This is a genomic window from Bradyrhizobium sp. CCBAU 45384, from assembly GCF_028128665.1.
GTDB classification, from domain to species: domain Bacteria; phylum Pseudomonadota; class Alphaproteobacteria; order Rhizobiales; family Xanthobacteraceae; genus Bradyrhizobium; species Bradyrhizobium manausense.
Map to the genome: position 1 here is coordinate 70,869 of NZ_LBIZ01000111.1, position 24,303 is coordinate 95,171.

Consider the following 24,303-nt stretch of genomic DNA (forward strand, 5'->3'; position numbering starts at 1 on the left):
CGGCCCGAGACACGCCATGACACAGCCTGTATTCGCGACCCACGAGGTCTTCAATCAGTCGCCGCCATTCGAGGACGTGAATCTGTTCACGGTCGATCAGCCGCTGGTCGAGGCCGTGAAGGCCAATGGCGGCGCCGCCGCGGAACGGGAGCTGTCCGAATTCGGCAGGCATTGGGGCTCGGCGGCGATGGCCGATCGCGGCCGCATCGCGAACGAGAACACGCCCAAGCTCCGCACCTTCGATGCCAAGGGTAATCGCCGCGACCAGGTCGAGTTTCACCCTGCCTATCACGAGCTGATGGCGCACAGCGCGCATGCCGGCGTCCACAATTCGACATGGACCGCGGACGGCAGGCCTGCGGGCGACGCGGCCGAAGTCATTCGCGCCGCGAAATTCTACATGGCCGCGCAGGTCGAGACCGGGCATCTCTGCCCGATCACGATGACGCGCGCCTCGGTCGCCGCGCTGGCGATGCACCCGGATCTGCTCAGCAAGGTGATGCCGGTGCTGTCGACGAGAAACTATGATCCGAGCTTCGCGCCGTGGTGGGACAAGCGCGGCATGACGCTCGGCATGGGCATGACCGAGAAGCAGGGCGGCACCGACGTGCGCGCCAACATGACGCGCGCGGTGCGGGACGGCAGCGCCTATCGCATCACGGGCCACAAATGGTTCATGTCGGCGCCGATGTGCGATGCGTTCCTGGTGCTGGCGCAGGCCGAGCAGGGGCTGACCTGCTTCTTCATGCCGCGCTTCGCGCCGGATGGATCGGTCAACGCGATCCAGTTCCAGCGGCTGAAGGACAAGCTCGGCAACCGTTCGAACGCATCGTCCGAGGTCGAGTTCGTCGGCGCCTATGCCGAACGCGTCGGCGAAGAGGGCAAGGGCATCCGCACCATCATCCAGATGGTGCAGCTGACGCGGCAGGATTGCGCGATCGCCTCAAGCGGTCTGATGCGCTCGGGGCTCGCGCATGCGCTGCATCACGCCCGTCACCGCAGCGTGTTCCAGAAGCATCTCGCCGACCAGCCCTTGATGCAGGCCGTGCTCTCGGACATGGCGCTGCATGTGGAGGCGAGCACGGCGCTGGTGATGCGGCTCTGCCGCGCCTTCGACCGCGCGCCGCATGATGCTGCGGAGGCCGCCTATATGCGGCTGCTGACGCCCGCGATCAAATACTGGACCTGCAAGAGCGCGCCGTCATTCCTTTACGAGGCGATGGAGTGCCTCGGCGGCAACGGCTATGTCGAGGACGGCATTCTGGCGCGCCACTACCGCGAAGCGCCGGTCAATGCGATCTGGGAAGGTTCTGGCAACGTGATGTGCCTCGACGTGCTCCGCGCGCTCTCGCGCGAGGGCGAGGCGGCGGTGGCGGTGCTGCAGGCTCTCGGGGCCGAGACGAAAGGCCTGCCCGGGGCAGGCGAGGCCGTCGCCTTCATCGGCAAGGCGTTTCGCCGCACTGACGGCGAGCGCGTCGCGCGGCTCGCGGTCGAGAAATTGGCGCTGCTGGCTGGCGCGGCCGCGCTCAATGGCGTGTCACCGCATCACGCAGAACTGTTCGCCGCCACGCGCCTCGCCATCCATCACGCCAGCATGTACGGCGCCGTCGAGCTCGACAACGGCGACGTGCGTGCGCTGCTCGAGCGGGCGCTGCCGTGATTATTGATCCGTCATTCCGGGGCGCCCAAAGGGCGAACTATGGTGCGCCGTTGCGCACCAGAGAATCTCGAGGTTCCGGGTTCGGTCCTCCGGACCGCCCCGGAATGACGGTGCGCAGCCAACGAAAGTCTCACTGATGGACTCCCTCAATCCCGACCATCCGCCGCTGACCGAGACGCCGGCGCAGCCGCGCGTCTGGAAATTCTGGGGCACGGCGTTGTGGGGTTTCATGCTCCTTGTCGCGATGTTCGTCGGACAGATCGGCGCGGTTGTGTGGCTCGTGGTGAGTCGCGGTCTGCCGCTCGATCTCGCATCGATGCAACTCGTCGGCGCTGAGCCTCAGGCGCTCGCACTGTCGGTCATCACCGGGCTGCCCGCGACGCTTCTCGTGGCGTGGCTTGCCATTCGCATCAGGAAGGCCTCCTTTGTCGATTATCTCGCACTGCATTGGCCGTCATGGCGGCAAATCCTGCTGGGTGCGGTCGGTCTCGTCCTGATCGTGCTCGCGTGGGAAGTTGTCTCGCGTTCGCTGGGCCGCGAGGCGACGCCTGGCTTCATGACCGATCTCCTCAAATCCGGCCGCGACAAGGGCGGCGCGATGCTGCTTCTGTTCGCCTTCAGCGTAGCCGCGCCGATGTCGGAAGAGGTGCTTGCGCGCGGCTTCCTCTATCGCGGCTGGTCGGAGAGCTTTCTGCGTGTGCCCGGCGCGATCGTGCTGTCGTCGCTGGTGTGGACGGTGGTGCACATCCAGTACGATCTCTACTTCCTTGCCGAGGTTTTCTCGATCGGCCTGTGGTTCGGCTATATGCGCTATCGCGCGGGCTCGCTGTGGCTCACCATCGTGCTGCACGGACTGAACAACATGACCGCGGTGGTGCTGACGACGTGGCTGGGGGGCTAGCCCGGCGCTCGCAATGACCGAGAGAGATGTGCTCCGCCGATGACGGGTTCTACGCCACCAGCGCGATCGCGATCGGCATCGTGATTGCCGCCAGGATCGTCTGCAGCGTGATAATCTGCGCCAGCAATGGTGCATCGCCGCCCATCTGGCGAGCCAGCACATAGGCGCTCGGCGAGGTCGGCACCGCTGCGCAGATCGCGACGATCGCGAGGTTGGTGCCTGTCAGCCCGAACCAGGCGGCAAGCGTCAGCGCAAGCACCGGCATCAGCACCAGTTTGAACGCCACGCCGATCGTCGCCCCCAGGCTCGGACGGAGCAGGCCCTTGAGCTGGAGGCCGGCGCCGGTGACGAGCAGGCCGATGGCGAGCGAGGAGCGGCCGAGCGCGTCGGCGACCTCGTGCCAGATCTTTGGCAGCGGCAAATGGACGACATTGATGACGATGCCGATGGCGCAGGCCCAGATCAGGGGATTGCGGATCACGGTCATGGCGATGGCACGCGCGGATTGCTTCTCGGGCGAGGCATAATGGGCGAGCACGGCGACGCTGAACACGTTGACCAGCGGGATGATCGCGACCATCGCGACCGAGGCCAGCGCGAGCCCGACCTCGCCGTACAGATTGGCGGAGACGGACAGCGCCACATAAGTCTGCCAGCGCGTCGCGCCCTGGAAGATCGAGGTGAAGGCGGGACCGTCGATGTCGAGCCGCGACAGGGCCGGGCGCAGCGCGAGGCACAGCAGCGACATCGCCAGCGCCGACAGCAGCAGCGCGCCGCCGACGCCGGCGACCGGAACTTTTGAAAGATCGGCCTTCACCAACGTCTGGATCAGCAGCATCGGGAACAGCACGAAATAGGTCAGCCGCTCCATTCCGTGCCATTGCGTGTCGAGGCGCATCAGGCTGTGCCTGAGCACCACGCCGAGCACAATGAGGATGAAGACCGGCAGCAGCGCCGCGACCACGACGGCCATGAATCAGCCATTTCCCGATGCCGCGCGAAGATTGGCGAGCCGGTCGAGCGCGCCCTGCAGGATGAAGATGGCGGCGTGCTCGTCGATCACCTCGGCGCGCTTGGCGCGGCTGACATCCATGCCGATCAGCTCGCGCTCGACCGCGGCGGTCGACAGGCGCTCGTCCCAGAGGCCGATGGGCAGTGGGGTCAGATTGGCCAGATTGCGGGCAAACGCCCGTGTCGACTGGGCGCGCGGACCCTCGCTGCCGTCCATGTTGATGGGCAGGCCGAGCACGAAGCCGACCACCTTGCGCTCGGTGGCGATGGCGAGCAGGCGGGCGGCATCCTGCTTGAACTGCTTGCGCTGGATGGTCTCGACGCCGGTCGCCAGCCGGCGGTCCGGATTGGACACGGCAACGCCGATGGTCTTGGTGCCGAGGTCAAGGCCGACAAGTGCGCCGCGTTCGGGCCAGTGGGATGCAGCATCGACGAGGGGCAGGATAAGAGCGGGCATGGACCAGCGCATATCATGCCGCGATGGTTTCGTCGTCCTGCTTCAGGCAGGCGGCAAACCCGACGAGCGCGCTGGTTTGATGGCCGGCACGGCGCTGGATGAACAGCGTCTCGACGCGCGCATGCGACGGACCCAGCGCGTGCATGGTCACGCTGCCGGTCATGGCGCTGCGCTCGATCACCGCGCGCGGCAGCAGCGTGACGCCCATATCGGCGGCGACGCAGCCGATCATGCCGTCCAGCGTGCCGAGCTCGAAGCGCGCCGCCGAGGGCCAGCCGAACTCGACAAAGATCTGCTCGAGGCGCTGGCGGTAGGTGCAGCCGGTGCGGAACACCAGCGCGGTCGGGCCTGACTCGGACGTAGCAGCGCGCAGCTCGGCGAGCGAGCCCCAGCGCCGTGCGCTGACCAGCACCAGCTCTTCGCGGAATGCGCTTGTCACGGTGAGGTCGTCATGCGCGATCGGGCCGGCGACGAAAGCGCCATCGAGCGTGCCTTCGAGTACACCGGCGACGAGATCGGCAGTCGGCGATGTGCGCAAGGACAGGCGCACGGCGGGAAAGCGGCGGTGGAAATCGGCCAGCAACGGCGCCAGCCGCACCGCAGCCGTGGTCTCCATCGAGCCGATCGACAGCGGTCCCTTCGCCTCGCCATCGTCGCGCGCCGCGAGCAGGGCTTCGCGCGACAGCGCGGCCATCCGCTCGGCGTAGGGAAGGAGGCGCTTGCCGGCGCCTGTCAGCGCCATGCCGCGGCTATGGCGTTCGAACAATGGCGTGCCGATCTCGGCCTCCAGGGCCTTGATGCGCTGGGTGACATTGGATTGCACCGTGTGGAGCTCTTCGGCGGCGCGGGTGATGCCGCCGGTGCGGGCGACTGCAGCAAAGGTCTTGATGTCGCTCAGTTCCATGGCGTCGTTCCGCTTTTGTGATGGCAGCGTTCGCAACAATTCATTTTTCGAGAATGCTAGACGCGCCTAGTCTCCGTGTCCAGACCGGGGAGAGGCCATGCCGATTGCGACGCCGCTGACGCGGCTGTTGGAGATCAAGCATCCCGTCCTGCTGGCGCCGATGGACGTCATCGCAGGTAGCCGTCTGGTGAGGGCTGTTAGCTCCGCCGGCGGTTTCGGCATTCTCGGCGGCGGCTACGGCGAGAAGGCGTGGCTGGAGCAGGAGACGGCGAAGCTCGCCGAGTTGCGTGCGCCGTTCGGGATCGGCTTCATTACATGGAGCCTCGCCAAGCGGCCCGAATTGCTCGACATCGCGCTCGCCGCAAGGCCGTCCGCGATCATGTTGTCGTTCGGCGACCCCGCGCCGTTCGCGCCGCGGATCAGATCCGCCGGCGCGCGGCTGATCTGCCAGGTGCAGGACGAGACGATGGCGCGGCAGGCGCTCGATGCCGGCGCCGATATTGTGATCGCGCAGGGGACAGAGGCGGGCGGCCACGGCGCCTCACGCACCAGCGTCGATCTCGTGCCTGCCATCGTCGACCTCGCAGCGGGCCGTGTGCCCGTGGTGGCAGCCGGCGGCATCGCCGACGGCCGCGGTCTCGCCGCCATGATGATGCTGGGCGCAAGTGGCGTGCTGCTCGGCACGCGCTTCTATGCGAGCCAGGAGGCCGACGGCGCCGATGAGGCCAAGCGGCGCATCTGCGCGGCGAGCAGCGGCTCGACCGTGCGCGGCATCATCTTCGATCTCTCGCGCAACAATGTCTGGCCCGCGCCGTTCACGGGACGGTGTCTGATCAATGACCACGCCCGCCGCTGGATCGGCCGCGAGGTCGAGCTGATGCAGAATGTCGCCGCAGTTTCGGCAGAGTATGCGGCGGCGAAAGCCGCGGGCAATTTCGACGTCGCTGCCGTGATCGCGGGCGAGGCGGTCGGGCTGATCCATGATATTCCACCGGCGGCCGAGATCATCGAGCGGATTGCGTCCGAAGCCGAGCAGCTTTTGGCCGGCCGACGCAACTCGATCGCATCGTTCGCCTGAACCAAGAGAGACGCACCATGTGGCCTGACCGTCGACTGATCGATCTGTTCAAGACCGAATTCCCGATCGTGCTGGCGCCGATGGCCGGTGTGATGGATGCCGAGTTGGTGATCGCGGCCGCGCAGGGTGGCGCGCTCGGTTCGCTGCCTTGCGCGATGCTGTCGGCGGAGCAAGCGCGTGAGCAGGTTGGTCTGATCCGCCAGCGCGTCAAGGCGCCGGTGAACATGAACTTCTTCTGCCACAAGCCGGTCGATCTCACGCCTGAGGCCGAAGCGCGGTGGAAGCAGCGGCTTGCGGGATATTACACCGAGCATGGTCTCGATCCGTCAGCACCGATCAACGCGGCGAACCGCGCACCATTCGATGACGCCTTCTGCAAAATCGTCGAGGAGCTGAAGCCGGAGGTCGTCAGCTTTCATTTCGGCCTGCCGGAGCCGGCGCTGCTCAAGCGCGTGAAGTCGGCCGGCTGCCTCGTCATAGCTTCTGCCACGACGGTGAAGGAAGCGGTCTGGCTCGAACAGCGCGGCGTCGATGCCATTATTGCGCAGGGCGCCGAGGCCGGCGGCCATCGCGGCATGTTCCTGACCGACAAGATCGCCGAGCAGCCCGGCACGTTTGCGCTGGTGCCGCAGGTCGTCGATGCCGTGAAGGTGCCGGTGATCGCCTGTGGTGGCATCGCTGACGGACGTGGCATCGCCGCGGCCTTCGCGCTCGGCGCCGCCGGCGTGCAGATCGGCAGCGCGTATCTGCGGTGTCCCGAATCCAAGGTCACGCCCGGAGGGCGCAAGGCGCTCGCCGAGGCGGGTGACGATTCCACCGTGATCACGAATGTCATGACCGGGCGTCCGGCGCGCGGGGTCCAGAATCGCCTGATGCGCGAAGCCGGGCCGATCTCACCCGACGCGCCGCCGTTTCCCCATGCGGCGACCGCGCTGGGGCCGTTGAAGGCGGCGGCAGAAAAGCGGGGCAGGGTGGATTTCACCAATCTCTGGGCCGGGCAGGCGATTGCGCTTGGCCGTGAGGTCCCGGCAGCCGAATTGACCCGGGATCTCGCCAAATCGGCGCTCGCCCGCATGAAAGCGCTGGCTGGATAGGGGAAAGGCGCCGGTTGCGGCGCAAAACCGGCCTCTGCTATACGGCACATAGGTTTTGCCGTGAGAGGCCTTATATAATGTCCGTCGACGCCACCACCGTCCGCCGCATCGCGCATCTGGCGCGCATTGCGGTTTCCGAGGACGAGGTTCCGCATCTGCAAGGCGAGCTCAACGCCATGCTCGCCTTTGTCGAGCAGCTCTCGGAGGTCAATGTCGAGGGCGTGGAGCCGATGACCTCGGTCACCCCGATGCAGATGAAGAAGCGGCAGGACGTGGTCAATGACGGCGGGATCGCCGACGATATCGTTGCCAACGCGCCGGCGACCGAGGGGCACTTCTTTCTGGTGCCGAAGGTCGTCGAGTGACTTGCATAGCGTTTTCGAGCGAAGTGGATACCGGTTCGCGTAAAGAAAACGCGTCAAACTAAAGAGTCTGGGACGTGCTCCGATGTGTCTGCTTTGCGACGATGAGAAGGCCTATCAGGCCTACATGAATTACCTCGACAAGATGGAACGGCAGGGCAAGGCTGCCGATCCCAATGTCGCCGTCAATGAAGTGCTCGACGAGCTCCAGGCCGCCGCGAATGCGGCCGCCAAAAAAGACGACCCGGCCAACGACAAGACCCTGTCTCCGTTCTTCTGCAGCCCGATCAATAAATGACCGATTTGACATCGCTGACGCTCGCCGAGGCCCGCAAGGGTCTCGCCGACAAGACTTTCACGTCGCTCGAGCTGACCGACGCGCATCTTTCCGCGATCGAGCAAGCGCGCCTGCTCAACGCCTATGTTCTGGAGACGCCCGACCAGGCGCGCGCGATGGCTCGCGAGGCGGACGCCAAGCTCGCCAGGGGCGAGGCGGGCCCGCTCGCCGGCATCCCGCTCGGCATCAAGGATCTGTTCGCGACCAAGGGCGTGCGCACCACGGCCTGCTCGAAAATCCTCGGCAATTTCGTGCCGACCTATGAGTCCACGGTGACCTCGCAGCTCTGGCGCGACGGCGCCGTGATGCTCGGCAAGCTCAACAATGACGAGTTCGCGATGGGCTCGGCCAACGAAACCTCGTGCTTCGGCCCCGTCGGCAATCCCTGGCGGCGCGAAGGAAGCAACACCACGCTGGTGCCGGGCGGCTCGTCCGGCGGCTCGGCCTCGGCGGTCGCCGCGCTACTCTGCATGGGCGCGACCGCGACCGACACCGGCGGCTCGATCCGCCAGCCGGCGGCATTCACCGCCACCGTCGGCATCAAGCCGACTTATGGCCGCTGCTCGCGCTGGGGCATCGTCGCCTTTGCCTCCTCGCTCGACCAGGCGGGTCCGATCGCGCGCAGCGTGCGCGATGCCGCGATGCTGCTGCGCTCGATGGCCGGCCACGATCCGAAGGACACCACCTCGGCCGACATTGCCGTGCCGGACTACGAGGCGGCGATCGGCAAGTCCGTGAAGGGCATGAAGATCGGCATCCCCAAGGAATACCGCCTCGACGGCATGCCGGCCGAGATCGAGAAGCTATGGAGCGAGGGCGCGGCCTGGCTCAGGAGCGCCGGCGCCGAGCTGGTCGAAGTGTCGCTGCCGCACACGAAATACGCGCTGCCGGCCTATTACATCGTGGCGCCGGCGGAGGCCTCGTCCAACCTCGCGCGCTATGACGGCGTACGCTATGGCCTGCGCGAGTCGGCTAAGAATATCATCGAGCTCTATGAGAACACCCGCGCCAGCGGCTTTGGCGCGGAGGTGCGCCGCCGCGTCATGATCGGCACCTATGTGCTTTCGGCCGGTTATTACGACGCCTATTATTTGCGGGCCCAGAAGGTGCGCACGTTGATCAAGAAGGATTTTGAGGATTGCTTCGCCAAGGGCGTGGACGCGATCCTCACCCCGGCGACGCCGTCGGCGGCCTTCGGCATTGGCGAGAAGGGCGGTGCCGATCCGGTCGAGATGTATCTCAACGACATCTTCACGGTGACCGTGAACATGGCGGGCCTGCCGGGCATTGCGGTGCCATCAGGCAAGGACGCACAGGGCCTGCCGCTCGGGCTTCAGCTGATCGGCCGCCCTTTCGAGGAGGAGACGCTGTTCTCGCTCGGTGAAGTGATCGAGCAGGCTGCCGGCCGCTTCACGCCCGCGAGGTGGTGGTGAATGTCGCTGATTTCATCGCGAGCCTCGACGGCGCGGCACCCGCGCCTGAGCTGAACGCGCCGCTCAGGGGTCTCTGGTGGGCTGCGAAGGGCGACTGGGACCAGGCGCACAAGATCGTTCAGGACGATAACAGCCGCGACGCCGCCTGGGTGCACGCTTATCTGCACCGCGTCGAAGGTGACCTTGGTAACGCCGGCTACTGGTATCGCCAGGCGGGCCAGGTCGCGGCAAAGGATTCATTGGAAGCGGAGTGGCATCGGATCGCTGCCGCGCTGCTTGGGAGCAAGACATGAGCACGGCCACGCACAAGCTTCTCAAAGGCGCCACCGGTGACTGGGAGGTGGTCATCGGCATGGAGATCCATGCCCAGGTGACGTCGAACTCGAAGCTGTTCTCGGGTGCCTCGACCGCGTTCGGTGGCGAGCCGAACACGCAAGTGTCGCTGGTCGACGCGGCGATGCCGGGCATGCTCCCCGTCATCAACGAGGAATGCGTCAGGCAGGCTGTCCGGACCGGGCTTGGGCTGAATGCGACAATCAATCTTCGCTCGGTGTTCGACCGCAAGAACTATTTCTATCCCGATCTGCCGCAGGGCTATCAGATCAGCCAGTACAAGTCGCCGATCGTCGGCGAGGGCGAGGTGCTGCTCGAGCTCGAGGGCGGCAGGACCGCCACCGTCGGCATCGAACGGCTGCATCTGGAGCAGGACCCGGCAAAGATGCTGCACGACAAATTGCCGTCGCAGTCCTTGATCGATCTCAATCGCTGCGGTGTGGCGCTGATGGAAATTGTCTCCAAGCCCGACATCCGCGATGCCGAGCAGGCCAAGGCCTATGTGACCAAGCTGCGCTCGATCCTGCGCTATCTCGGCACCTGCGATGGCGACATGGAGAAGGGGTCTCTGCGTGCCGACGTCAACGTCTCCGTGCGCAAGCCCGGCGGGCCGCTCGGCACCCGCTGCGAGATCAAGAACCTGAACTCGATCAACTTCATCGGGCAGGCGATCGAGTACGAGGCGCGGCGCCAGATCGAGATCATCGAGGATGGCGGCAAGATCGACCAGGAGACGCGCCTGTTCGACGCCAACAAGGGCGAGACGCGCTCGCTGCGCTCCAAGGAGGAGGCGCATGACTACCGCTACTTCCCCGATCCGGATCTGCTGCCGCTCGAGTTCAGTCAGGCTTTCGTCGACGAGCTGAAAGCAAAGCTGCCGGAGCTGCCGGACCAGAAGAAGGCGCGCTTTGTCGCAGACTTCGGCCTGTCGGCCTATGATGCGAGCGTGCTGGTCGCCGAGCGCGAGAGCGCGGTGTTCTATGAGTCCGTGCTGGACAGGCTCGCCAACCGCACCCGCGACGGCAAGATGGCGGCGAACTGGGTGATCAACGAGCTGTTCGGCCGTCTCAACAAGGAAGGCCGGGATATTACGGACTCTCCGGTCAACGCCGAGCAGCTCGCCGCCATCATCGACCTGATCGGCGAGAGCACGATCTCGGGCAAGATCGCCAAGGACCTGTTCGAGATCGTCTGGCAGGAGGGCGGCGACCCGCGCGCGCTGGTCGAAAGCCGCGGCATGAAGCAGGTGACGGATCTTTCGGCGATCGAAAAGGTTGTCGACGACATCATCGCAGCCAATCCCGACAAGGCCGCGCAGGTGAAGGACAAGCCGCAGTCGCTCGGCTGGTTCGTCGGCCAGGTGATGAAGTCTTCAGGCGGCAAGGCCAACCCGCAGGCGGTCAACGAGCTGCTCAAGTCCAAGCTCGGCATCTAGCGTCGCGCGTTCGGACGAGGTGACGACACGCTTCGTCACCTCGCGTCAGCCTCGCGATGCGACGCACGCACGCGTCGCCGATGGCGTTATCATCCCATCCGAGCGCGATGCGGCGAGGCGAATCGCAGTTCGCGCGATTCGCTCAAAACGGCGACTTGCACACGCTCAGACGAGCGCTTCCGCCGTTAAGCATGAAAATAATTTCGTTGCCAAAAATCGCGACTCAGAGTCCGCGACTCCGCCTCGCGAGGCGACCGCTCGCATAGTCGCGCGCTTCATCGCATCGATCGCGCGCGATGCGCGCGTGCAGAATCATACTTGCTGCATAGTGTTTTCATGCAGTCGCATTGCACGACCGCGTCGATACGGCGCGACGCATTTGCGATCGCGAACGCGTGTCTCCCCTGACCGGCAAATCAAGCGCGGCTGGCCCACGCGCGCGGCGTCGTCAACACTTCCTTAAGTGAGAAGATGTTTTTTTCGTCGTGTTGGTGTATTCGGGGTGAGTGCATTCGATCCCCGAATGCGCACAGCGATTAAAGCCATCTCACACATCGGAGGGCAACATGGCCAAGAAAGCGAAGAAGGCGAAGAAGGCGAAGAGCGCAGTGAAGAAGACTGCGAAGAAGACCCGCAAGGTCGCGAAGAAGAAGAAGTAACTTCGACTTCTGAAGTTGCCGGCTCCTGGTAGCCGGCACGTCATCAGCGCCTCCTAGAGGTTCTGGTCGACGAAAGAGGGTGTCGGCGAGACATCAGGTCAACGGTCGGATCGTTCGACTTTACGGTCCGGCAGAAGAAACAGAGTTTTCTTCGTTCGGTGCGGTCTCCCTCAAAAGGGCTCCGCAATTCCACAAGCGGCCTTCGGGCTCATTTGGAATCTGGTCCTGACGTGTTCGCCGACGCCCTCGTTCCCTGAGGCCGGGGTATTGCCGGCAATCCCTTTCCCCACATTGTTGATCTGACCGCGAGGCGTGCGCGCGCTGCCGTGGCCACTCTGCCCTGGATTTATCTGGGGCAAGCAAGAGCCGCGGCACGATTGCACGCTGTTCGCGCGGCGCTTCCCCATTCTCGGTGTCATCGCCCGGCTCCAACCGGGCGATCCAGTGCGCCGAGGCGGCAGCGGTTGAGGGGATGGGCCGCGGCGTACCGGATTCCCCGCCTGCGCAGGGACGACGGGGCGGACGCGGTCCACCACCATGCGCAATGGTTATCGAAGTCCGAAAACCGCAGGGTAAATCTATTCTGACGAATCGCAGAAGTGCCTGCGAATCAGGGACTTCCTAAAGTTCCCGCGTGCCCCGCGCGGCCTCGCGTTTACGTCTGCTTCATCGCGATACTTAAACTGCCATTCAAATTTGCCCGCCATCATCGCCTTCAACAAGCCGGCAAACGGCGATGGGCGAGAAGCCCTGGGGATGAGTTGAACAGCGCGCGATCCGGAAGGATCACGTGCATCGGAGTTGGACGGGAGCCGCGCTCGGCGGATTCGGGGCGGCACAAGAAAAAGGGGATGCGTTATGTTTCAGGGGACTTTCGATCTCGATACGGCGACGCCGATCGATGCAAGCGCGCTGTCGGACGTTCTGTTCGAGCGCGGGATCTACTGGGCGAGCGGTCGCGCCGGCCTGGTCGATCTCGTTGCCGCGCACAAATGGTTCAACCTCGCCGCCCTCAAGGGCCGCAAGGACGCCATCGCGCTGCGCCAGGAAGTGGCCAGCCAGATGTCGGATGCCGAGATCTCGGCTGCGCAGCGCGAGGCGAGGGCCTGGGTGTCCGCGCATTGAGCCATCGCCGTTCATTGGAACGGGGACAGCGCCGTGGACCGCGCTCCATCAGTGGAGCGCCAGCCTGACGGGCGAGATCTGCCGCCGGCTTTCAGCGGTGCTATCGGGTCGTTTGAATTGGGTGGCGGAGAGAGAGGGATTCGAACCCTCGATACAGCTTGAGACCGTATGACGCTTTAGCAAAGCGTTGCCTTCAGCCACTCGGCCACCTCTCCGGTGCGAGCCTTATGCATCTAATTGCTTGGGCTGGTCAATTTCGAAGCGCGTGTTTGGGCGCGAATTTTCCCAGCGATTTTTGCAAGCAACCCATCCGGAGCGCTGCCAAGGCCGTTTCTGCTGTCCGGAGAGATCGGGTGGGCGTCGGCGTCGATTCAGAAAGCCAAATCAAAACAACACGATAAGAACGCTCGGGCGTTTGTTTGTGCCATTTGCGCAACACTGGCCGAGATCGGAACCCGTTCCCGCACAAATCTCGTCCGCAAATGGAACGGAGATGGCCGCTATTCCACGCTGCCGGCGCCGCGGTGCAGATCGGCCTCGATCTGAAGCCGCGTGCCGCCGCCGAAGCGGGCGCGGTAGACCTGAAGATTCTCCATGATCCGCTGCACGTAGTTGCGCGTTTCGGAGAACGGGATCAGTTCGACCCAGTCGACCGCGTCGACCTTGGGGTCGCGAGGATCGCCGTAACGGTCGATCCACTTCTTCACGCTGCCGCGACCGGCGTTGTAGGCGGCGAAGGTCATGACGTAGGAGCCGCGATAGTCCTCGAGCAGGCCGCCGAGCTCAGCCGCGCCGAGCGTGGCATTGTAGGACGAATCGCTCTTCAGCCGCGACAGGTCATAGGTCGCGCCATGCCGCTTGCAGACATAGCGCGCGGCATCCGGCGTCACCTGCATCAGGCCATAGGCCTGGGCCGGCGAGACCACGGCCGGATTGAAGGCGCTTTCCTGCCGCGCGATCGCATAGACGATGCTGCGCTCGACCTCGGGGCCGATCTGCGTGAACTGCGGAATGCCGTTGACGGGGTAGGCGTAGAAGTCGAACGGCAGCCCGCGATTGAGCGCGGCCTTGCCGACCAGCAGCATGCCGCGCGCATCGCCATAGCGCTGGGTCAGCTCGCCGAGGCCGGCGAGCGCCTCGGGATCGCCGTTCTCGCCCATATCGGCAAGCATGGGCACTGCCATCTCGCGCTCGTCGAGTTCGTAGAGCAATTGCGCCGCGCGCACGATCTCGAGCCGCTCCGCGCCGCGGCCGCGCGGCTGGCTGTTCAGCTCGATCTGCGGCAGGCCGAGCTTTGCGCGCGCGAGCTGGCCGTAATAGCTGGTCGACTGCTCGGCGGCGCGGGCATAGGCGCTGCGCGCCTCCTGCTGGCGGCCGGCGGCTTCCGCGGCGCGGCCTTGCCAATAACCAGCGCGTGCCAGCGTGGTCGGATTGACGCTGCCGACGCCGATGCGGGCAAAATGCTGGGCGGCCGCGGCGGGATCGTTGAGGAAGCGCAGCGCGATCCAGCCGGCGGTGAATTCCTGCTCGGTCTTGTAGATGTCGCGCGAGGGCAGGGCCGCGTCACGTGCGATCAGATAGGCGCTGCGAAAATCCTCGGTGTCGATCATCTTGCGCGCCAGCAGGCGCCGCTCGATCCACCATTCGTCGAGATTGTAGAGCCGGTTCGGATCCTTCGGTGCCGCCAGCATCAGCTGGGCGGCCTCGGCAAACTTCTCTTCGCGGCGCAGCAGCTGGATCTTGCTGAAGATGAAGCCGGGATCGCTGTGCAGCTCGCGCGGCACCTCTTCCAGCAATGCGCGCGTGTTCGGCGCTTTCTTGAAGGAGGCAATGCGGGCTTTCGCAAGCGCGACATAGCCGGCGCCGAGACGTCGGGCGGCGCGCATCGCCGCCTCGTGCTCGCTGCCATAGAGCAGCGTGTCCATCCGCGCCTTCTGGTCGCCGGGCGTCAGCAGCGCGCCGAACTGGTCGAGCGCGTTGTTCTCGGTGTCCTCCGACATCGGATCGTTGCGCCAGGCTTCGCGCACCAGCCGCTCGGCATTGGCGCGGTCGCCGCGCGCCAGCATCGCCTTGGCGAGCACGAAGCGGCCCTTGGCCGAGACAGGGGATTCGTTCTCGAACCACGACCACGCGACGGAATCGTCGCGCCGGTCGTCCCACATCGCAGCTTCAAGGCGACGGCGCAGGAAGGTCTGCGACGGCCAGCTCGGATTGGCGGAGAGGAAGGCGCGGTAGCGTTCGACGCTGGCGCCATTGTCTTCGCTGCGCAGGATGATCCATTCGGCGAGTTTTCGCGCGACGGGATCGGAAATCGAATCTGCGTAACTGGTGGCATCGCCCGGCTTGCGCTTGCGCACGAGCTCGATGACGTTCTCCAGCGTGTCCTTGTCGGCTTGCGACGTCGATGAGGTCGCAGCGACCGCGGCTGGCGTCACAGGCTTGCGCGGTGCGGCATGCTGACGGGTCGCTGGCGCGAGCACGGGCGTTGCAACGGGTCTGGCGGAGGCTGGAGCAGGGGCAGTGGGTCTCACGGTGGCCGTCACCGCCGGCGCGGCCTGGGGCGCCGGCGCGCCAGCGGCTGGTCGTGACTTTGGTGCCGCGGCTGCAGCTGCAGGTCTCGGTTTGTCCTTTGCGGCGTCCTTGCCGGCAGGCTTCTTCGCAGCATCCTTGGCCGTCGGCGGAGTTGTTCCCTTGCTTGCACCCTTCGCCGTATCCTTTGCAGTATCCTTGGCGCTGTCCTTGCCCGCGCCCTTCGAGGTCTCCTTGGCGGACCCCTTCGCCGTATCCTTCGCGGGCTGCTTGGCGGCTGGCTTTGCGGTTCCCTTTGCCGCCTGCTTGGCGGGTTGCTTGGTGCCGTCCTCGGTCGTCTCGCTGGATTTGGCCAGAGCGACGCAGCCGACCGACAGGCCGGCCATCAGGCACAGCGCCAGACCGGCAGATCGCCATGCGGAACGGGATAAGGAGGTCACGGCGGTTCGTCGCCCCGAATCAGTCAATTGGCCCAAGACCTGTGTGTACAAGATCTGGCTTTATTTGATTGAATATGCGGACAAAATACCAACAGCCGCTTACCGTCGCCGGGTTTGCACCACCACCGCGGCAAAATCGCGGCTTAAACGGGTGCGTCACGCGGATGCAGGCCTTTTACGGGCGGGTGAGACCCGATATGAAAGGGCTTGCTCTAAAACTCGCCGCGTACGGAGGAAGTCCATGGCAGCCAAGACGAAATTCCGGGGGTCGTTCACCGCCTTGGTCACGCCGTTCAAAAACGGCTCGCTGGACGAGGCGGCGTTCCGCTCACTGGTCAACTGGCAGATTTCGGAAGGCACCAACGGCCTGGTTCCGGTCGGCACGACAGGCGAAAGCCCGACGCTTTCCCATGACGAGCACAAAAAGGTCGTCGAATGGTGCATCGAGGAGGCCAAGGGGCGGGTGCCCGTGATCGCCGGCGCGGGCTCGAACTCGACCAAGGAAGCCATTGAGCTCGCCCAGCACGCCGAGAAGGCCGGCGCCAATGCGGTGCTGGTGGTGACGCCATACTACAACAAGCCGACCCAGGAAGGCATGTACCAGCACTTCAAGGCGATCAACGACGCGATCGGCATTCCGATCATCATCTACAACATCCCGCCGCGTTCGGTGATCGACATGTCGGTCGACACCATGAAGCGGCTATGGGAGCTGAAGAACATCGCCGGCGTCAAGGACGCGACCGCCAGCATGGTGCGCGTGTCGCAGCAGCGCGCCGCGATGGGCGAGGATTTCAACCAGCTTTCCGGCGAGGATGCCACCATCATCGGCTACATGGCGCATGGCGGCCACGGCTGCATTTCGGTGACGTCGAATGTCGCACCGCGCCTGTGCGCCGAGTTCCACGCGGCGTGGGCGAAGGGCGACACCAAGGCGGCGCTCGCGATCCATGACAAGCTGATGCCGCTGCACAACAACCTGTTCATCGAGAGCAATCCGGCGCCGATCAAGTACGCGATGTCGCTGCTCGGCAAGTTCGACGAGACGCTGCGCCTGCCGATGGTCCCGGTGTCCGAGCCGAGCCGCGCTGCCGTGCGCAGCGCGATGGTGCACGCCGGGCTGATCAACTGATTTTCCTGCCGGGGAGCCGTTTATGAGCGTCGACGAGAAGGGCCGGAAAATGCTCACGGAGTTCCGTGAGTTCGCCATGAAAGGCAACGTCGTCGACCTCGCCGTTGGTGTCATCATCGGCGCGGCCTTCGGCGCCATCGTCACCTCGCTGGTCGGTGACATCATCATGCCTGTTATCGGCGCGGCGACCGGCGGCCTCGACTTTTCGAACTACTACGTCCCCTTGTCGAAGGCAGTGACCGCCACCAACTTAGCGGATGCGAAAAAGCAAGGCGCCGTGCTTGCTTACGGAAACTTCCTGACGCTGACGATCAACTTCATCATCATCGCCTTCGTGCTGTTCCTGGTGATCCGCGCCATGAATACGTTGAAGCGAAAGGAAGAGGCCAAGCCCGCGGAGCCGCCGAAGCCGTCGGCGGAGGTCGTTCTGCTGACCGAGATCCGCGATCTCCTCAAGAAGTGACGCGCGCATTTCATCCAATCTGTTAGTTTCGCTGCGTATCTCGATCAGGTTTGTCTGACATGGCCGATAAGAACGAACGTCCCATCAAGGTCATGGCGGAAAATCGCAAGGCCCGCTTCAACTACGCCATCGAGGATACGATCGAGGCCGGCATTGCGCTGACCGGCACCGAGGTGAAGTCGATCCGCAACGGCAAGAGCACGATCGCGGAGTCCTACGCCGATTCCAAGAACGGCGAGATCTGGCTGATCAACGCCACGATCCCCGAATATCTCCAGGGCAATCGCTTCAACCACGAGCCGAAGCGGCCGCGAAAGCTGCTGCTGCACCGCCGGCAGATCAACAAGCTGATGGGCGCGGTCGATCGTGAGGGCATGACGCTGATCCCGCTCAAGCTCTATTTCAACGAACGCGGTCGAGCCAAGCTGCAGCTCGCAGTTGCCAAGGGCAAGAAGCTGCATGACAAGCGCGAGAGCGAGAAGAAGCGCGACTGGAGCCGTGAGAAGGGCCGCCTGATGCGGGCGAGGGGATAGGGCCCGAGAGGACGGCAAGAGGACGAGATGTCTCAGAAGAACTTGCTCGAGGTCGATTGGAGCCAAATTCCCGCTCCCGATGACGATGGCGGTGCCGCGCATCTGAAGGGGCTGATGGTGCCCGCGATCAGCCTGCTCGCAACCGATGACACCTCGGTCAATCTGGCGGCGCTACCGGGGCGCACCGTGGTGTTCGCTTATCCCCGCACCGGCGAGCCCGGCAAGATCTCTTTGGTCGACGATTGGGACATGATCCCGGGTGCGCGCGGCTGCACGCCGCAAACCTGCGCGTTTCGCGACCTGTTCGCGGAGTTGAAGGCTGCCGGCGCCGCCCACGTGTTCGGCCTCTCGACGCAGAGCAACGCCTACCAGACCGAGATGGCCTCGCGCCTGCATTTGCCGTTCCCCGTGCTCTCGGATGAGAAGCTGGCGTTCACGCGCGCGCTCAATCTGCCGACCATGGAGGTCGCGGGCTTGACGCTGATCAAGCGTCTTGCGCTGATCGTTGATGACGCCAAGATCACCCACGTGTTCTATCCGGTATTCCCGCCGGACCGGAACGCCGGCGACGTGCTGGACTGGCTGAAGGCCAATCCTGCCAAAGCCTAGTCGAGACCGGCCTTCACCTTCGCGAACACGCTGCGGAACATGTCCGGCGTCAGCACGCCGGTGTTCGTGTTGTAGCGGGAGCAGTGGTAGCTGTCGTAGAGCTTGAACGGGCCGGCCTGGTGCACGGCGCCGTGGCCGAAGGGAGCCTGGGATGCCTTCAGCTTCAGCGGCTTGAGCACGCTGTCGTGCGCAATCCGCCCGAGCGCGATGATCGCGCGCAGCTTCGGCATGGTTTCGAGATTCGCGACGAGGAACTGGCGGCAGGTGTTGATCTCGGCCGGCAGCGGCTTGTTCTGCGGCGGAACGCAATGCACGGCATTGGCGATCCTGCAGTCGACCAGCTTCAGCCCGTCGTCGGGCCGGGCCTGATAGCGGCCCTTCGCGAAGCCGTATTCCAGCAGCGTGGCGTAGAGCAGGTCGCCGGCATAGTCGCCGGTGAAGGGCCGGCCGGTGCGGTTGGCGCCCTGCATCCCCGGCGCGAGACCGACGATCAGGAGACGGGCCGTAATGTCGCCGAAAGGCGGGACCGGCGCGTTGTGCCAAAGCGGCTCCCGCGCGCGGTTCGCCTCGCGAAAGGCGACCAGGCGCGGACAGAGCGGACAGTCTCGGTCGGGGATGAGAGTCGGGGCCTTAAGGCTTGACCGGGCCGCCTCACTCCTCGAAGTCGTCATCGCCCCTCGGCGCCATCGTGGTTGCGCGCTGGAGGAATTGCGGGGCGTGGTGGCGTCCCTCGCCGCGCTCGCCGCGGTCGCGCGGGGCGGGGCGCTCGGACGGGTCGCGGCCAAGCTTGGACTGCAACTCGACGAGGTCGGTGAAGACGTCGGCCTGCCGGCGCAGCTCGTCGGCGATCATCGGCGGCTGGCTGGCGATGGTGGAGACCACCGTGACCCTGACACCGCGGCGCTGCACGGCCTCGACCAGCGAGCGGAAGTCGCCGTCACCGGAGAACAGCACCATCTGGTCGATGTGCTCGGCGAGCTCCATGGCATCGACCGCGAGCTCGATGTCCATGTTGCCCTTGACCTTGCGGCGGCCGGAGGCGTCGATGAATTCCTTGGTCGCCTTGGTGACGACGGTGTAGCCGTTGTAATCAAGCCAGTCGATCAGCGGGCGGATCGAGGAATACTCCTGATCCTCGATGATTGCTGTGTAGTAGAACGCCCGCAGCAGCGTCCCGCGGCTCTGAAATTCCTTCAGAAGGCGCTTGTAATCGATGTCGAAGCCGAGAGTTTTCGCCGTTGCGTAAAGATTGGCCCCGTCGATGAAGAGCGCGATCTTGTTGGTAGGGGAAGGTGACATTCAGTTTGCTCGCGTAGTGTGTTCGTGATTGATCGTTTTATTGTTGGCGCGGCGGCAGCGTGCCGCGCAGTTCAACGTGCTGCCGAAACCCGTCGAAACCGCAAATCCGGAGAAGTCGGGGCAATCAAGGTATAGTTATGGCGGCCCTGCTTACACCCGCCGCCACTTTCCATGGTCGCCCGGGGATCCACCCATCCCAGCCATAATGTGGGGGTAGCAGAGCCGTTTGGCGAGGCCAAATCACAATTTGGCCTTGCGAAATCGGCCCGGCCCCTATAACTAGCCCCGATCATCCACATATTTCGTCCCACCCACAACGGAGCGACAGTCCATGGCTCGCGTCACCGTAGAAGATTGTATCGACAAGGTCGACAACCGGTTTGACCTGGTCTTGCTGGCCGCCCACCGCGCCCGCATGATTTCGTCCGGGTCACAACTAACGGTTGACCGCGATAACGACAAGAACCCTGTTGTATCTTTGCGTGAAATTGCCGACCAGACCATCTCGCCGGAGGACCTGCGCGAGGAACTGGTGCACTCCCTCCAGAAGTTCGTCGAGGTCGACGAGCCCGAGCCGGACACGGTTCCGCTGATCGGCTCCGCCGGCGCCAGCGTCGATGCGGACGATACCGAAGTTGCCGTGGAGCGCATGACCGAAGAGGAGCTTCTGAAGGGTCTCGAAGGCCTCGCGCCGCCCGAAGAGCAGCCCGAAGAGGACGAGTAATCGTCTTACTCGCGATCGTCGACTTCTTGTGATCTTATCAAAGGCCCGAACCCGCGTTCGGGCCTTTGCTTTTGTTGGCGTTTTCGTGGTTACCATAGCGTTGCTCGTTCGCGCCGCGGCTGTCAGTGAATTGATCGGCCGCAGCCGCGATCGGAGCTTAGGATGTATACAACGGGCCGCTTCCTGGTCCGTTTGAAGGCAGGACGGCATGGTGTATCGACGCCGCAGACCCACGCAGATGCTGGCCGCAACCGAATCGGTTGCCGTGGCCCCGACTGCGCCAGTGGCACGGCCGGCGAAGCCGCGCGCGCGGATGATGCGTCAATATGACCTCGTCGAGCGTGTGCGGTCCTACAATCCGAACACCAACGAAGACCTGCTGAATCGCGCCTATGTCTACGCCATGAAGGCGCATGGGTCGCAGACCCGCGCCTCCGGTGATCCCTATTTCTCGCACCCACTCGAAGTGGCGGCGATTCTCACTGATCTGAAGCTCGACGACGCCACCATTGTCGCCGCGCTGCTGCACGACACGATCGAGGACACGGAGGCGACGCGTGCCGAGATCGACCAGATCTTCGGCCCCGAGATCGGCGCGCTGGTCGAGGGCCTGACCAAGCTGAAGCGGCTCGAGCTGGTGTCGCGCGAGGCCAAGCAGGCCGAGAACCTGCGCAAGCTGCTGCTGGCGATTGCCGACGATGTCCGCGTGCTCCTGGTCAAGCTCGCCGACCGCCTGCACAACATGCGCACGCTCGATTTCGTGCCGACGGAATCGCGCCGGCGCATCGCCGAGGAGACGCTCGACATCTACGCGCCGCTGGCCGGGCGCATGGGCATGCAGGAGATGCGCGAGGAGCTGGAGGATCTGTCCTTCCGCACCCTCGACCCCGAAGCCTATTCGGTGGTGATGCAGCGGCTCGATGCGCTCGCCGAGCGTAACCGCAATCTGATCGGCGAGATCGAGGACCAGCTCTCCAATAATCTGCGTCATCGCGGCCTGGGGGCGCGGGTCTATGGCCGCCGCAAGAAGCCGTTTTCGATCTGGACCAAGATGGAGCGCAAATCGGTCGGCTTCGAGCAGCTGTCCGACATCTTCGGCTTCCGTGTCGTCGTCAACGACATCGAGGCCTGCTATCGCGCGCTCGGCATCGTCCACACCACCTGGCCGGTCGTGCCGGGGCGGTTCAAGGACTACATCTCGACGCCGAAGCAGAACGACTACCGCTCGATCCACACCACCGTGATCGGACCCGGCAACCAGCGCGTCGAGCTGCAGATCCGCACCGAGGCGATGGACCAGATCGCCGAGCGCGGCATCGCCGCGCATGTGTTCTACAAGGAAGGCGTGGGATCGCCGACCGAATTCCTCAAGCGTGAGTCCAACGCGTTCGCCTGGCTGCGCCATACCATCGGCATCCTCTCGGAGAGCGCCAATCCCGAGGAATTCCTCGAGCACACCAAGCTCGAACTGTTCCACGACCAGGTGTTCTGCTTCACCCCGAAGGGCAAGCTGATCGCGTTGCCGCGCCATGCCAATGTGATCGACTTTGCCTATGCCGTGCATACCGACGTCGGCAACAGCGCTGTGGGGTGCAAGATCAACGGCAAGTTCGCGCCGTTGTCCTCGGAGCTGCAGAACGGCGACGAGGTCGAAGTGCTGACCTCGGAAGCGCAGTCGGCACCGCCCTCGGCCTGGGAGACGCTCGCGGTCACCGGCAAGGCGCGTGCCGCGATCCGCCGCGCCACGCGGACCGCCGTGCGCGATCAATATGTCGGCCTCGGCCGGCGTATCGTCGAGCGCCTGTTTGAACGTGCCAAGATCGAATACGCCGACGACAAACTCAAGGGCGCGCTGCCGCGGCTGGCTCGCACCTCGATCGAGGACGTCATGGCGGCTGTGGGGCGCGGTGAGATCAAGGCCTCCCATGTCGCCCGCGCGATGTATCCTGACTACAAGGAAGAGCGTGTCGCGCGGTACGGCATCAAGAAGGGTGCACTCGCGGCCAAGGTCAAGGAGAAGTCGCCGGAGCCGTCGCGCAGTCCGGTTGCGATCCCGATTGGCGGCAACAATTCCGCCCTGCCGGTGAAGTTCGCGCCGAACGGCGGTGCCGTCCCGGGTGATCGCATCGTCGGCATCGTCACGCCGGGCGAGGGGATCACGATCTATCCGATCCAGTCGCCGGCGCTGAAGGATTTCGAGGAGGAACCGGAGCGCTGGCTCGACGTCCGCTGGGACATCGAGGACTCCGCGCCGCAGCGCTTCCCGGCGCGTATCAAGGTCGAAAACGTCAACGAGCCCGGCGCGCTGGCGCAGATCGCGACCGTGATCGCCGAGCATGACGGTAATATCGACAATATCAGCATGCAGCGCCGCTCGCCCGACTTCACGGAGACGACGATCGATCTCGAAGTCTACGATCTCAAGCATTTGAGCGCGATCCTGGCCCAGCTGCGCGCCAAGGCGGTCGTCGCCAAAGTCGAACGTGTTAATGGATAGGCGTGTTTCGTCATCGCCTGTCTCTCCGAACTTGCGAGTCCTGAAATGCCTGCATCTCCGCTCCGCCTCGGCGTCAATATCGACCACGTCGCGACCGTCCGTAACGCCCGCGGCGGCCGCCATCCGGATCCGGTCCGCGCCGCGCTGCTGGCGATCGAGGCCGGCGCCGACGGCATCACTGCGCATTTGCGCGAGGACCGCCGGCACATCCGCGACGAGGACATGGCGCGGCTGAAGGCGGAGATCTCCAAGCCGCTGAATTTCGAGATGGCGGCGACCGACGACATGATGCGGATCTCGCTCGCCACCAAGCCGCATGCGGTGTGCCTGGTGCCGGAGCGGCGCCAGGAGGTGACCACCGAAGGCGGGTTAGATGTGGTCGGCCAGCAGAATGCGCTCGCGCCCTATATTGCGCGGCTGAACGATGCCGGCATTCGCGTCTCGCTGTTCATCGCCGCCGATCCCGCGCAGATCGCGATGGCGGCCCGCCTGCGCGCGCCCGTGATCGAGATCCACACCGGGGCCTGGTGCGACGCCGTCACCGACGGCCATACCGACAAGGCCGAGGCGGAATGGCAGCGGATCGTGGCGGGTGTGAAACTGGCGAAGGACGCGGGCCTCGAGGTCCATGCCGGGCACGGGCTTGACTATGCGACGGCGGAGAAGATTGCCGCGCTACCCGAGATCATGGAGCTCAACATCGGCTACTACATGATCGGCGAGGCGCTGTTCGTCGGTCTTGCCGAGACGGTGCGCCGGATGCGGGCGGCGATGGATCGCGGCCGGAGCCGTGCATGATCATCGGCATCGGCTCCGACCTGATCGACATCACCCGTGTGGCCAAGGTGATCGAGCGCCATGGCGAGCGCTTCCTCGACCGCATCTTCACCGCCGCCGAACGCGCCAAGGCGGAGCGGCGCGCCAAGAACGAGAAGATGGTGGTGGCGACCTATGCCAAGCGCTTTGCCGCCAAGGAGGCGTGCTCCAAGGCGCTCGGCACCGGCATCCGGCAGGGCGTCTGGTGGCGCGACATGGGGGTGATCAATCTGCCCGGGGGCAAGCCGTCGATGCGGCTGACCGGGGGAGCGCTGGTCCGCCTCCAGGCCCTGACGCCGGAGGGGTTCGAGGCCCAGATTGATCTGTCGATCACCGATGACTGGCCGCTGGCGCAGGCGTTCGTGATCATTTCCGCCGTGCCGCTGGCCAAGCCCTGAACGACGAGTGGTCAATTTATAATTCTTGTTACAAATCAATGGCTTATGAGTTTTTGATGCGATCCTTGATTGCG

At 64.7% G+C, this 24,303-nt stretch carries 24 protein-coding genes and 1 tRNA gene; 18 read left to right on the top strand and 7 right to left on the bottom strand.

What is annotated here, in order from left to right; genetic code table 11:
* Positions 1 to 16 precede the first annotated feature (16 nt).
* Complete coding sequence (locus XH80_RS22380; RefSeq protein WP_271600437.1) at positions 17 to 1,660, top strand: acyl-CoA dehydrogenase family protein; 1,644 nt, start codon at positions 17 to 19, stop codon at positions 1,658 to 1,660.
* 136 nt (positions 1,661 to 1,796) lie between these two features.
* Positions 1,797 to 2,561 carry a CPBP family intramembrane glutamic endopeptidase gene (locus XH80_RS22385; RefSeq protein ID WP_271600438.1) on the top strand — a complete coding sequence of 255 codons (765 nt, stop codon included), beginning with the start codon at positions 1,797 to 1,799 and terminating at the stop codon, positions 2,559 to 2,561.
* A gap of 49 nt (positions 2,562 to 2,610) precedes the next feature.
* Here XH80_RS22385 and XH80_RS22390 read toward each other — a convergent pair whose 3' ends face one another.
* Genes XH80_RS22390 through XH80_RS22400 form a run of 3 tightly spaced genes read right to left on the bottom strand, consistent with a single transcriptional unit; the run spans position 2,611 to position 4,933 of the window.
* Positions 2,611 to 3,534, bottom strand: a complete 924-nt coding sequence (locus XH80_RS22390) for an AEC family transporter (protein WP_271600439.1) — start codon at positions 3,532 to 3,534, stop codon at positions 2,611 to 2,613.
* A 3-nt stretch (positions 3,535 to 3,537) separates the two neighbouring features.
* On the bottom strand, positions 3,538 to 4,029 hold the full coding sequence (ruvX, locus tag XH80_RS22395; RefSeq protein ID WP_271600440.1) for a Holliday junction resolvase RuvX: 492 nt from the start codon (positions 4,027 to 4,029) through the stop codon (positions 3,538 to 3,540).
* Positions 4,030 to 4,042: 13 nt separating this feature from the next.
* Positions 4,043 to 4,933 (bottom strand): LysR family transcriptional regulator, encoded by an 891-nt coding sequence (locus XH80_RS22400; protein ID WP_271600441.1) that lies wholly within the window; start codon positions 4,931 to 4,933, stop codon positions 4,043 to 4,045.
* A 97-nt stretch (positions 4,934 to 5,030) separates the two neighbouring features.
* On the opposite strand from XH80_RS22400, the gene XH80_RS22405 reads away from it, so the two are divergent.
* From XH80_RS22405 to XH80_RS22440, 8 genes are all read left to right on the top strand, one after another.
* Positions 5,031 to 6,011, top strand: a complete 981-nt coding sequence (locus XH80_RS22405; RefSeq protein ID WP_271600442.1) for an NAD(P)H-dependent flavin oxidoreductase — start codon at positions 5,031 to 5,033, stop codon at positions 6,009 to 6,011.
* Positions 6,012 to 6,028: 17 nt separating this feature from the next.
* Positions 6,029 to 7,105: an NAD(P)H-dependent flavin oxidoreductase gene (locus XH80_RS22410; RefSeq protein WP_271600443.1), complete on the top strand. Its 1,077-nt coding sequence runs from the start codon at positions 6,029 to 6,031 to the stop codon at positions 7,103 to 7,105.
* Positions 7,106 to 7,182: 77 nt separating this feature from the next.
* Positions 7,183 to 7,470, top strand: a complete 288-nt coding sequence (gatC, locus tag XH80_RS22415; protein ID WP_220005171.1) for an Asp-tRNA(Asn)/Glu-tRNA(Gln) amidotransferase subunit GatC — start codon at positions 7,183 to 7,185, stop codon at positions 7,468 to 7,470.
* Positions 7,471 to 7,552: 82 nt separating this feature from the next.
* Positions 7,553 to 7,765: a hypothetical protein gene (locus tag XH80_RS22420; RefSeq protein WP_057756502.1), complete on the top strand. Its 213-nt coding sequence runs from the start codon at positions 7,553 to 7,555 to the stop codon at positions 7,763 to 7,765.
* Complete coding sequence (gene gatA, locus XH80_RS22425) at positions 7,762 to 9,237, top strand: Asp-tRNA(Asn)/Glu-tRNA(Gln) amidotransferase subunit GatA (protein WP_271600444.1); 1,476 nt, start codon at positions 7,762 to 7,764, stop codon at positions 9,235 to 9,237. Before XH80_RS22420 ends, gatA begins: the two co-directional genes overlap by 4 nt.
* Entirely contained in the window at positions 9,228 to 9,530 is a 303-nt protein-coding gene (locus tag XH80_RS22430; RefSeq protein ID WP_271600445.1) for a hypothetical protein, read from the top strand. The genes gatA and XH80_RS22430 overlap by 10 nt, the downstream gene beginning before the upstream one ends.
* On the top strand, positions 9,527 to 11,005 hold the full coding sequence (gene gatB / locus XH80_RS22435; RefSeq protein WP_271600446.1) for an Asp-tRNA(Asn)/Glu-tRNA(Gln) amidotransferase subunit GatB: 1,479 nt from the start codon (positions 9,527 to 9,529) through the stop codon (positions 11,003 to 11,005). Before XH80_RS22430 ends, gatB begins: the two co-directional genes overlap by 4 nt.
* A 1,517-nt stretch (positions 11,006 to 12,522) precedes the next feature.
* Positions 12,523 to 12,789 (top strand): hypothetical protein, encoded by a 267-nt coding sequence (locus tag XH80_RS22440; RefSeq protein WP_057756490.1) that lies wholly within the window; start codon positions 12,523 to 12,525, stop codon positions 12,787 to 12,789.
* A 122-nt stretch (positions 12,790 to 12,911) separates the two neighbouring features.
* Here the strand turns inward: XH80_RS22440 and XH80_RS22445 are convergent.
* Positions 12,912 to 13,004, bottom strand: a tRNA-Ser gene (locus XH80_RS22445).
* A gap of 285 nt (positions 13,005 to 13,289) precedes the next feature.
* Positions 13,290 to 15,704, bottom strand: a complete 2,415-nt coding sequence (locus tag XH80_RS22450; protein WP_271600581.1) for a transglycosylase SLT domain-containing protein — start codon at positions 15,702 to 15,704, stop codon at positions 13,290 to 13,292.
* A 295-nt stretch (positions 15,705 to 15,999) separates the two neighbouring features.
* Here XH80_RS22450 and dapA point away from each other — a divergent pair, with 295 nt between their 5' ends.
* The 4 genes from dapA to XH80_RS22470 are packed head-to-tail and all read left to right on the top strand — an operon-like array spanning position 16,000 to position 18,495.
* Entirely contained in the window at positions 16,000 to 16,890 is an 891-nt protein-coding gene (gene dapA / locus XH80_RS22455; RefSeq protein WP_271600447.1) for a 4-hydroxy-tetrahydrodipicolinate synthase, read from the top strand.
* 49 nt (positions 16,891 to 16,939) lie between these two features.
* Entirely contained in the window at positions 16,940 to 17,353 is a 414-nt protein-coding gene (gene mscL / locus XH80_RS22460; protein ID WP_057756776.1) for a large conductance mechanosensitive channel protein MscL, read from the top strand.
* Positions 17,354 to 17,412: 59 nt separating this feature from the next.
* Positions 17,413 to 17,886: an SsrA-binding protein SmpB gene (gene smpB / locus XH80_RS22465; RefSeq protein ID WP_024341117.1), complete on the top strand. Its 474-nt coding sequence runs from the start codon at positions 17,413 to 17,415 to the stop codon at positions 17,884 to 17,886.
* Between the two features lie 27 nt (positions 17,887 to 17,913).
* Complete coding sequence (locus XH80_RS22470) at positions 17,914 to 18,495, top strand: peroxiredoxin (RefSeq protein WP_057756480.1); 582 nt, start codon at positions 17,914 to 17,916, stop codon at positions 18,493 to 18,495.
* On the opposite strand, the gene XH80_RS22475 is transcribed toward XH80_RS22470, so the two are convergent.
* Complete coding sequence (locus XH80_RS22475) at positions 18,492 to 19,166, bottom strand: uracil-DNA glycosylase (RefSeq protein WP_271600448.1); 675 nt, start codon at positions 19,164 to 19,166, stop codon at positions 18,492 to 18,494. The two genes, XH80_RS22470 and XH80_RS22475, sit on opposite strands and share 4 nt — an antisense overlap.
* Positions 19,147 to 19,794, bottom strand: a complete 648-nt coding sequence (locus XH80_RS22480) for a LabA-like NYN domain-containing protein (protein WP_018644573.1) — start codon at positions 19,792 to 19,794, stop codon at positions 19,147 to 19,149. The genes XH80_RS22475 and XH80_RS22480 overlap by 20 nt, the downstream gene beginning before the upstream one ends.
* Before the next feature lie 331 nt (positions 19,795 to 20,125).
* Between XH80_RS22480 and rpoZ the strand changes: the two genes are divergently transcribed.
* From rpoZ to acpS, 4 genes are all read left to right on the top strand, one after another.
* Entirely contained in the window at positions 20,126 to 20,518 is a 393-nt protein-coding gene (rpoZ, locus tag XH80_RS22485) for a DNA-directed RNA polymerase subunit omega (protein ID WP_027522935.1), read from the top strand.
* 208 nt (positions 20,519 to 20,726) lie between these two features.
* Positions 20,727 to 23,015 carry a RelA/SpoT family protein gene (locus XH80_RS22490; protein WP_271600449.1) on the top strand — a complete coding sequence of 763 codons (2,289 nt, stop codon included), beginning with the start codon at positions 20,727 to 20,729 and terminating at the stop codon, positions 23,013 to 23,015.
* A gap of 45 nt (positions 23,016 to 23,060) precedes the next feature.
* The gene (locus XH80_RS22495) at positions 23,061 to 23,813 is read left to right on the top strand and encodes a pyridoxine 5'-phosphate synthase (RefSeq protein ID WP_271600450.1); all 753 of its coding nucleotides are present in this window, start codon (positions 23,061 to 23,063) and stop codon (positions 23,811 to 23,813) included.
* Positions 23,810 to 24,229, top strand: coding sequence for a holo-ACP synthase (acpS, locus tag XH80_RS22500; RefSeq protein ID WP_271600451.1), 420 nt, complete (start codon positions 23,810 to 23,812; stop codon positions 24,227 to 24,229). Before XH80_RS22495 ends, acpS begins: the two co-directional genes overlap by 4 nt.
* Positions 24,230 to 24,303 lie beyond the last annotated feature (74 nt).